7 protein-coding genes (1 of these 7 running past the window's edge) are annotated in these 10656 nt (G+C 36.6%); 1 reads left to right on the forward strand and 6 read right to left on the reverse strand.

The features are described from left to right. Positions 1-444: 444 nt before the first annotated feature. Complete coding sequence (locus tag IGJ39_RS13670; protein ID WP_019723389.1) at positions 445-1866, reverse strand: helix-turn-helix domain-containing protein; 1422 nt, start codon at positions 1864-1866, stop codon at positions 445-447. A 477-nt stretch (positions 1867-2343) separates the two neighbouring features. On the opposite strand from IGJ39_RS13670, the gene IGJ39_RS13675 reads away from it, so the two are divergent. Beyond that, the gene (locus IGJ39_RS13675) at positions 2344-3774 is read left to right on the forward strand and encodes a helix-turn-helix domain-containing protein (RefSeq protein WP_019723388.1); all 1431 of its coding nucleotides are present in this window, start codon (positions 2344-2346) and stop codon (positions 3772-3774) included. A gap of 82 nt (positions 3775-3856) precedes the next feature. Here IGJ39_RS13675 and gor read toward each other — a convergent pair whose 3' ends face one another. The 5 genes from gor to IGJ39_RS13700 form a co-directional block, all read right to left on the reverse strand. After that, entirely contained in the window at positions 3857-5203 is a 1347-nt protein-coding gene (gene gor / locus IGJ39_RS13680) for a glutathione-disulfide reductase (RefSeq protein WP_019723387.1), read from the reverse strand. Positions 5204-5348: 145 nt separating this feature from the next. Beyond that, positions 5349-6590: a peptidase U32 family protein gene (locus IGJ39_RS13685; protein ID WP_019723386.1), complete on the reverse strand. Its 1242-nt coding sequence runs from the start codon at positions 6588-6590 to the stop codon at positions 5349-5351. A gap of 18 nt (positions 6591-6608) precedes the next feature. After that, positions 6609-7532, reverse strand: coding sequence for a peptidase U32 family protein (locus IGJ39_RS13690; RefSeq protein WP_019723385.1), 924 nt, complete (start codon positions 7530-7532; stop codon positions 6609-6611). 238 nt (positions 7533-7770) lie between these two features. Next, positions 7771-10245: an ATP-dependent Clp protease ATP-binding subunit gene (locus IGJ39_RS13695; protein WP_019723384.1), complete on the reverse strand. Its 2475-nt coding sequence runs from the start codon at positions 10243-10245 to the stop codon at positions 7771-7773. 7 nt (positions 10246-10252) lie between these two features. Beyond that, a protein-coding gene (locus IGJ39_RS13700; RefSeq protein ID WP_010733901.1) for a CtsR family transcriptional regulator crosses the window boundary here: on the reverse strand, positions 10253-10656 show its 3' portion. 64 nt of this gene lie beyond the right edge of the window; 404 of the gene's 468 nt are visible here — the last part of the coding sequence; its start codon lies beyond the right edge, outside the window; its stop codon occupies positions 10253-10255.

A 10656-nucleotide genomic window follows, 5' to 3' on the forward strand; every position in this document is an offset into this window, starting at 1 on the left:
TTCTTTTGTTGTTGGGCTTGTGATACTCGCGTATTCAATCGACTCTCTTGCAATATGCTTGAATGGATAGACGTAAGATCTAAGGTATTTCCCTTTTGCTGTGAAGCTACTTCACGTGAGCGTGCAAGCGCCTTTTTTTGCGCCCTTTTTTCCCATCCCTTTTTAACCATTTTTCCAATGAACTTCCCAAGTGCTTTCGTGACTACCCAAAGCATTTTAAATATCAAAGATAACGCCTTGAATGCTATACTATATACCCCAAACAGTAAAAATATTGCTAACTTATTCAACTAATTTTTCCAGCTCACTTTCTCATAAAATGTCTATCCTATCTAACACCAACTAGCGGGTGCTTTAAGCGTACCTGAGTTTCGACTGCCTCTACTATCTATTTTTTCAAAATTGATAAAAAGATGAAAAAAACGTCCAACATAACGATTTCTATTAAGAAGAATAGAGACACTGCTCAAAATTATTCCAAAAAATCGAAGTAGGAACTTTAGAGATTTTCAAAATTTCGGACGTGATCCGATCAAAATTTAAGGATAGATCAGTCAAAATCAAATCGTATTGATTGATTAATTGATAATCAATAGAAAAAACGTCCTTTTCATAGATATCAATATTTTTTAAAAATGGATGCTTATGTAAAATCAAATTTTTATATAAAAGAGATAAGCCAACTTCTTGAGAACTTAATAATAAAATCGACTTCTCTTGTATTTTTGGTTCAATCATTCGTAACAAATCATTGGAAGAAATGATTAATTCGAGTAATAATTCTTTATGTAATAATTCGCTTTGTTCGACAAAATTTAATTGCGCAATCTGCAAAGATTTTTGATAGGCTTGCCAGATCTTAGGATTGTTCTCCATCATTTTTTTATAAAATATATCTGCATAGCTTACTTTGAAGATGGCTAATTCTTTATAAAAATTGATAAAATCAAAAAAATATTCGATTTCCGTAGTGTTGATCGGCATATCAATCGCTAATAGACTGTAAAAGCTTTGAAGAAATCTTTCAATATTCTGCTCTAATCTCTGATCTCGATGTTGGACTTCTGTAAACATTAGGCCAAAATAGGAAGTGAGAATATTGGAAACATTTTTTTGTGTGACGTTGAATTTATATTTTTGACTCATCAACGTACAAAAAACTGTATCACTTTGGATGATCTCCAAGATGGTACCTACGATCTGCTCGTTGTCGATCAATTCTTTCTCAGGAATAAGATGTTTATTACCAATTCGAATAATCGAAGAGTAAATATAATACACCGAATAAATCACTTTTGGTGTACTAACCGTCCTTTTTTGTGCCTTCAAACAACGTCTGAGCATCTGATAAATCGTATCGAAGTAGGGAAATTCTTTTACTTTATAAATTTCCTTGAACATACTAGCAAATAAACGTCGAATCTCGATTTCATTTCCAGTGATCGTTAATTTGTTCTCTAAATTAATTTGGACATTGATTTTTTCTTTCAAGAAATATGTATTGATTTTGGCGACGATTCTGCGGATGCTCGTTTTACTTAAAAATAATTTCGTCGCAATCTCAGATAGAGAAGGTTCTGTAATGAATATGTACTTTAAAATTTTCACATTTGTTGAATTATTAAGTATTCTGACAAATATATCATCCAAGTTCAATTTCTTTGGTATCGAAAGCGATACCTCTTTGTACTGATTGGTTTCAATACGAGCTGGAAAACAAGCCGTATTAAAACTATCGATATCTGCCGCAATCGTCTTATCTGTAATACTCAATTCTTTGGCTAGGTTGCTAATATTCGATGGCTCAATATTTAGCAAATAAAGCAATGAAATTTGTCTCTCTAATTGTTTCTCAAGTACACCCATAGTCAACAAGCTCCTTTCTTTTTAAAAAACCTATAATGTATCGTACAGCTTTTTCGATAATTTCTTAATATTAGTTTTTCTGTTTTATAAAAAACATGTTCAATGATCACATTGCTCGGATGTTATAGTTAAAGATTTGTAAGTGAAATAGACCATTTAGTCCATAGATACATGTTATTCTTAAATTTTTTTTGCTAGATAAAAAAAGTTAAATCATAGAAATAAAAAAACATGTATCAGAAAATTTTACTTTTGCGTGTGTCAATTGACTACTTCTAGTTATTTACATTATCATATGCTGTTTTTTTTTAAATAATACTTATTAAATAAAGAAGGCAATCTCACTTTTAAATAACCACCGATTATAATAAAAAGAAAAACTCGAATAATTAGAAAAATATGATAAAATAATGTTTATAACATGAATAAAGGATGTGAAAAAAACAGATTTTCTATTTTTTAGAAGATCTGAAAAGTATGATAAAACGAACAAATATGCTTGAAAAGACTTCTGAAAGGCAGATCAAACTAGCTTTACTCTTAGGTATGGCCGCCATTGACTGTTCGACTTTAGCGGAACAACTTGGGGTAACAAAAAAAACATTATTGACCGATATTGTGTTTTTTAACCATACATATGCACCAGTTTGTATCAACACCGATAAATATCAAGTAGCTTCTTTACTATTACCACCAGAGATCAATTTGGAAGATTTAATCAAACAAATACTCAATCAATCAACGAATGTACAAATACTACAGATGATTTTTGAAGTAGAGCCAACGTTATCTAAATTAGCAAATAAATTATATTTAAGTGAAACAAGTATTCGCCGGATCATTGCAAATATCAATACTTATTTCAGCGAGATCAATGCGCCATTATCCATACATATCTCCTCAAAACTCAAAATCATTGGGGATGAAAGTTACATTAGGCAATTCTTCTGTAGTATGTTTCGTGAGCAATATACGCCACAGCAATTGCCCCATTTTTATCACATATTCGATGTATTACAACGTTACTATAAAAAGCAAGCAACACATCAAACAATTAGTACATATAAAGTGATTATCAATAGTTTTTATCTTTACACAGCAATCATTCGGATCGGACAAGGCCATTTGATCTCAGAAAATAAAGGAAATCCAATCAATGATCCTTCTTTTTTTGAAATAATAAAAAATAATACAGTGTTTTGTTCAATCATTGAAAAAGAATACGGTTTTAATGTGACAACCACAACTGTCTCAAATCTATTAGACAAAAAAATCTATTTCCCTTGTGTTCAGTCAGCACCTAGTAGTCAGGGGGAATATCAACGGATTCGACAATTTTCAGAGTACTTTTATCGTTCATTATCTCAAGACTTCTCTTTGAATCAAGAAGGTATTCAGAAATTGAGTGAGTTGATCAATTACAATAAAAACCGACAATTCTTTAAAACAACGTATCTACAGATTTTATCTGAAATCCTATTTACGCATTCGCCTCAGATACTAAAAGCATATAATCAAGCCATTGACCATGCTGGATTAATGATGATCAAACGGAATCAATTACTCTATGAAGAGTTACTATTAGAATTGATTTCATTATCACCTGCTTTACTGACGACCGTTTTTCCTTACAAGAAGAAGGTGTCTATCTTGATTGTTTCTTATCAGGAAGAAAGAACACTTGCACTGTATAAGCAACTGTTATTCAAAAAAATCCCTGCGATTCATAGTATCCATACATATACTGATAACATTTTTCAAGTAAACTACGACACAGTCAATCAATATGATTTAGTTTTAACAGACATCGAACTGAACCAAGCTAAAACGAAAGCTAAAATGATCAAAATTTCTAAAATACCAACAACCTCATTTTGGAATAACATTGAAACAGTTCTTTATACATAGTTTTATCTGCATAAATCAGAAAAAGCAGACGTATATTCCGTCTGCTTTTTCTATATGGGTATTTCCTCAACTTACTAGCGACTTAACGCATTGTAACAAATTCTTCTGCGCCTGTTGGATGGATGGCTACTGTATTGTCAAAATCTGCTTTGGTTGCTCCCATTTTGATAGCTACTGCAAAACCTTGTAACATTTCATCGACACCAACACCGATGGCATGCAGCCCAACAATTTTTTCTTCTTCACCCACACAGATCAATTTCATTTCACATTTTTGTCGATAATCGTTTAAAGCAAAATACATTGGCGTGAATCGTGAACGATAGATTTTTAATTGTCCTTCACCGTATGTCGCCAACGCTTGCTCTTCGGTCAATCCGATGGTTGCAATCGGTGGATGAGTAAAGACGACTGTTGGAACTAAATCATAGTCTAAATAAGAATTTTCTTTGCCATTGAACAGTCGCTCGGACAAACGACGACCTGCAGCAATCGCTACTGGCGTCAAGTCGATTTTCCCAATGACATCACCAATGGCATAAATGTGTGAATCGGTTGTATTTTGGAATTTATCCACTTTGATAAATCCTTTTTCATCTAATTCAACGTTCGTTTTTTCGATGCCTAATGCATCTGTATTCGGTACACGTCCGCCAGCAAATAACACACACTCTGCCATTAGTGTTTCCCCATTTTCAAAGGTAACGGTGTAGACATCCCCGTTCTTTGTTATTTCACTAGCCGTAAAGTTTGCATAAGTGTGGATTCCTGCTTCTTGATACATCTCAATCAAGTTATCAGATAACATTTTATCAAACGTACGTAATGGACGTTCTTTACGATACGCCCACATCACTTCACTTCCCAAGCCATTTAACACACCTGAAAGTTCAGCTGCAATATAACCAGCACCTAATACGATCGTCGATTTTGGTAATTCTGTCAATGCAAAAAAGCCGTTTGAATCAATGGCATATTCTCCACCAGGAATCATCATTTTGCTTGGCTTACCACCAGTTGCAATCAAAATATGATTCGCTTGATAGCTTTCACCGTTTACTTCGACGGTTTGACTATCTACAAAGCGAGCATACCCTTTGATTGCTTCAACGTTATTACTATCTAAGCCTCTTTGATAAGCGCCATGAAGGAAATCAATGTATTTCTCACGCTTCTCTACCAGTTCTTTAAAGTCAACATGTTTGACGTCTGCTTGGATACCATAGCTTGAAGCATCACGTTCGATCGTTTCTAAAATCGTACTTGCTTGCCACATGACTTTTTTTGGAACACATCCGACATTGACACACGTGCCACCTAGTTCATTGCCTTCAATCAATAATACTTTCGCTCCATGCATACCGGCACGATTCGCTGAAGCAATGCCTCCAGATCCTCCGCCAATGACAATATAATCATATGTTTTCATCTTGTTCCTCCTTTTAGCAGCTGATGCCAAATCCTACCGCTTATTTTTCCATAAACTTTTTTATCAGCTCTTACAAAAAATAAGTGTAGCACGTTTCTAGTCATTCTGTTGACGAGATGCTCATTTCGCTTGATTGCTTAAAAAATTATTTTCTTTTTCTAATCATATCTCCAGGTTTAACTGGTTGTGTGACTGGCATAGTCAAAATCATCATAGGATTTGGTGCGCGATCAATGGATTCTCCTTCTTCATTGTGCATTACCTCAACCATTTGACTAAAGTGAGTAAATCCAGGCCCATAAAATTCGATTTCATCCCCTACAGAAAAGAGGTTTCTCTGACGGATTGTCGCTTGTTTCGTCTCCTCGTCATAAGATAAGACTTCTCCGACAAATTTATACACAGGGATCTTACGACGTTCACCAAATAATTGTTCATTTTCGCTAGGTGTATCGTAATAAAACCCTGTTGCTAGTTCTCGTTGAGCCACTTTCCATAACTCATCGATCCATTCTTGTTTGCAAACATAGTTTTCAGGATCTTCCATATAACTATCTACAGCTGCTTTATAGACATTTGCGACAGTTGATACATAATGGATCGACTTCATTCGACCTTCGATCTTAAAACTATCTACGCCATTTTCAATCAAGTCAGGAATATGTTCGATCATCGACATATCTACTGCACTCATCGAAAACTCTTCTTCAATCTCGCCAGCATCTGTCAAAGAGTTTCTCTCTTGTCCAAATGGCAAATCATACAATTCATATTTCCAACGACAAGATTGTGAACAGCCTCCACGATTGGCATCACGCATCGACATATGATTCGACAATGTACAACGTCCTGAATAAGAGATACACATTGCTCCATGAATAAATGCTTCAATCTCTACATCCGTATGTCGACGTATCTCAGCGACTTCTTCCATCGAAACTTCCCGAGCTAAAACTACACGTTCCAAGCCTTCTTCTTTCCAGAATTCCAATGTTTCATAGTTGGTAGCAGAAGCTTGAGTCGATAGATGGATAGGTAAGCCAGGGGCTTCTGTGGCACAGATCTCAATAAGTGCTGGATCAGAGACGATCACTGCTGAAATCCCCACATCGCGCAGGTTACGGAAAAATTCACCGGCTCCTTCATCATTTCCTTCATGTGTGACCATATTTGCTGCTACATACACTTTCGCTTGATGTTCTTTTGCGAATGCAACGCCTTCTGCCATTTCTTCATAGGTAAAGTTTCCTGCGCGACTACGTAACCCATAAGCATTACCACCAATATACACAGCATCTGCGCCATAATGAATAGCTGTTTTTAGTTTTTCAAGCGTACCGGCTGGTGCTAAAACTTCCGGACGTTTTAATTTTCTTTTTGTTGTCATTTTATTTCACCATACTCCTTACTTGATAGATTCAGGATCAATATAAAAGAAACCTGTATCAAGTCCTCGATTCGTTGGATGTAATCCGTTGATCTTATTCGTCATTTCTTGTGCTAACGTTTCTGTCCATGTGTCTGCTAATAATGCTTTTTTTGCCTCAACAAATAATTTAGTGATCTCAACAAATGCTTCACCAGGCGTAAAAACGCCATCTAATTTCCAGGTACGGAAATGATGGGCATAAAGCTGTGGGAGTTCATTACTTAAATTGATGTCATTATTCGCAAAAATATGCGTACCATGTGAATCTTCATAAATCGAATAATGTGTATCTTCTTTTTTAGGTTCAGCGAGAAAGAGTCCTCTTTCACGATCTTTTTTTTCGTCCTGTTGCGTGTAGTTATAGTAATTCTGTAACAGTGGACGTTTCGATTGATGGATGCATGTAGCTCCATACACAAGTGTTTCCACAGGAATCTGTAACTTATGTTCCATTTCTTTCATCTCATCAAATGGCACTTCACGTGCTAAAACAGCAGAAATCGCCCCTTTTTTTGCCCAAAAATTGATTTGACGTGCACTCGTCACTAATGTTTCTGCATCAAAAACATAAGGGATACTCAACTCTGGATTTTTTCTCATGGTATAGATAATCCCAGTATCACCAACTGTGATCATGTCCACATTGATTTCTTTTAAAAATTGCAGATACTCTGGGACTTTTTTCATTTTTTCAGGATGAATGATCCCATTGACAGCTATATTTACTTTTTTACCGTAACGATGTGCCAGCGCAACTAATTCGCGTTGTTCTTCTCTTGTAAAAGAAGCTGGTAAGCGTAGACCGAAGCGTTCTTCCCCAAAATATAAGGTATCCACTCCTGCTTCAAGCAATTCTTCTGCTTGTTTCATTGATTCTATAGTAGTTATGATTTCGATCATCATTTCCTCCTCCTACAACTCCATAATAGTAGCACAGCTCTGAAAACTTTCCAATACTTCTTACATTTATTATTGATTGTAACGATACTGTAAAATAATTTCTGGCTTATCTATTGTTTCACCATTGATTTAGAAATAACTCCTTTAGAAAACCAAAAAACCCAAAAATTCAAATGATTTTTGGGTTTCTGGCTTGTCTATCAGAGCTAGCTATTTCTGTTGCGATCTCACTCTGTCATTATACTTTAACAGTTATTTTCTTAGGTTCACGCACATTCACTGTGATTTTGCCCTTCGAAGCGCCGACAGTGATTTGATCTCCTAAATGGATCTCGCCTCCAAGTAATGCTTCGCTCAAACGATCTTCTACTTCTTTTTGTAATGCCCGTCTTAGTGGTCGTGCACCATACTCTGGATCAAAACCGACTTTCCCAATCACATCAACTGCTGCTGGTGTGATTTTCACTAAGATATCTTGTTCTTTCAACCGTTTGACGATCGATTGGCTCATGATTTGAACAATCGCATGGACTTCATCTTTTGTTAATGAATGGAAAACGACTGTCTCATCAATACGGTTCAAGAATTCAGGGCGGAAAGCTTTCTTCAGCTCTTCAAGTATCCGTTTTTGCATCGCTTGATGATCTTTAGTAATATCTTGGACGTTGAATCCAACATTTTTTTCCTCACGGATTTGGGTAGCGCCAATATTAGAAGTCATGATCATGATCGTATTTCTAAAGTCTACTTTTCTTCCTTTAGCATCTGTTAAATGACCGTCATCTAACACTTGTAATAATAAATTGAAGACATCTGGATGAGCTTTTTCCACTTCATCTAGCAAGATAACTGAGTAAGGTTTTTGACGAATTTTTTCCGTCAATTGTCCACCTTCATCATAACCCACATAGCCTGGAGGCGAACCGATCAAACGACTCGTACTATACTTTTCCATGAATTCAGACATGTCGACACGAATCAATGCGTCCTCTTCCCCAAACATTACTTCTGATAATGCTTTCGCCAATTCTGTTTTTCCGACTCCTGTTGGGCCTAAAAACATAAAGGAACCAATCGGGCGATTGGGATCTTTTAAGCCACTACGCGCTCGTCTGATCGCACGAGAAACAGCTTTGACCGCTTCATCTTGTCCAACAACACGTTCGTGAAGCAATGCTTCTAGTTCCAGTAATCGTTGACTTTCTTTCTTTTCTAACTGTTGCAATGGTACACCTGTCCACTCCGAAACAACTGTAGCTACATCTTCTTCAGTCACCCGATCCGCAAAGCCATTTTTATGTTTTGCTTCAATCGCTAAACGTTTTTCTAGTTTTTTCATTAAGCTTTTTTCTTGTCTACGTAAATGCGCAGCTGTTTCAAAATCTTGTTTTTGAATCGCCTGTTCTTTTTCTTTATTCACTTGATCGATTTCTTGTTTCAGTATCGTCGTTTCTGACAAATCATCCGCTTGTTCCAATCGAACTTTCGCTGCCGATTCATCAATCAAGTCGATCGCTTTATCTGGTAACTGTCTGGAAGTGATATATCGAACAGAAAGATTTACTGCCGCTCGTACTGCTTCATCGGTGATCTCCACATGATGATGTTCCTCATAGCGTGAACGTAAACCACGTAAGATTTCTTCCGCTTCATCTGCTGTCGGTTCATCTACTTGGATACGTGCAAAGCGTCGCTCCAATGCCGAGTCTTTTTCAATGTATTTTTGGTATTCGTCTAATGTTGTCGCACCAATCGTCTGTAATTCTCCACGTGCTAACGCTGGTTTCAAAATATTCGATGCATCGATGGCACCTTCTGCACCACCAGCACCAATCAATGTGTGTAATTCATCAATAAAGAGAATAACTTGACCATCATGATAAATTTCATCAATGACTTTTTTCATTCGATCTTCAAATTCTCCCCGATACTTCGTCCCAGCGACTAACGCCCCCATGTCTAACATCATCAGACGTTTTGCTTTCATCTCTTCAGGTACTTCACCTAAAATGATTTTTTGAGCCAATCCTTCTGCAATCGCAGTTTTACCGACCCCGGGTTCTCCAACTAAAACAGGGTTGTTTTTTGTTCGGCGACTAAGTATCTGGATCAACCGTTTGACTTCTCTTGAACGCCCTACGACTGGATCTAATCTGTTTTCTTTTGCTAACTTAGTTAAGTCTCTAGCTAATGAATCCAACGTAGGAGTACCTTGTGTCATTGCTCGCTTTTCTTGTGGATTTCGACGGCGAATACCACCGGTACTCGTGTCCGTACCCATCGTGCGTTTCAATGACTGACGAACTTTGCTCAAACTGATTCCTAAGTTGATCATGATACGAGTGGCCATGATACTCTCATCTTTTAGTAGACTAAGTAAAATATGCTCGGTCCCCACTTTTTGTGCACCCATTTTATTTACTTCGCTATTTGCCAAAGCAAAAATTTGTTTCATTCGAGGAGAATAAGGGAGAAATACACCTTTTGCATAAGTTTTCACTGTCCCATAACCGACTAAATGCTCGATTTCTTCATAAATATCTTTTTCATTCAATTTCATCTCTCGTAATACTTTCCCAGCAATCCCGTTGGGTTCGATCACTAAAGCCAATAATATATGTTCTGAACTTACCGCTTGATGTTTGAAGCGTTTTGCTTCTTCTTGGGCAATTTCTAACACACGTTGTGCTCTTTCTGTAAATATTTCTGCCATTTAAATTTCACTCCCCATCTTCATAGCTTAATCGTTCTAAAAAGGCTCGTAGAATTCGAGCACGCGTATAATCTTCTGTCTCGTTGATGTTCAATGTATTTTTAGCAATCGCACTCAACATCAAGTTTCCCTCTTTTTTGGTAATGATTTGGTCTTCATATAGTTTCTGAATAATGGCGTAGGCATTTTTTTCATTGATTGTTTCGCCAAATAGCAAGTTGATTCGTTCAAGCATTTGTTTTTTATCCGACATTCTCACTTTAGCAATGCGGATATACCCACCACCACCACGTTTACTCTCAACCAAATAGCCACGTTGAATCGTAAAGCGTGTATTGATCACATAATTGATTTGTGAAGGAACGCAGTTAAATAGATCTGCCAATTCAATCCTTCGAAGCTCGATCATCT

It is taken from the genome of Enterococcus sp. AZ140 (assembly GCF_051714405.1).
Lineage (GTDB): Bacteria > Bacillota > Bacilli > Lactobacillales > Enterococcaceae > Enterococcus_B > Enterococcus_B pernyi.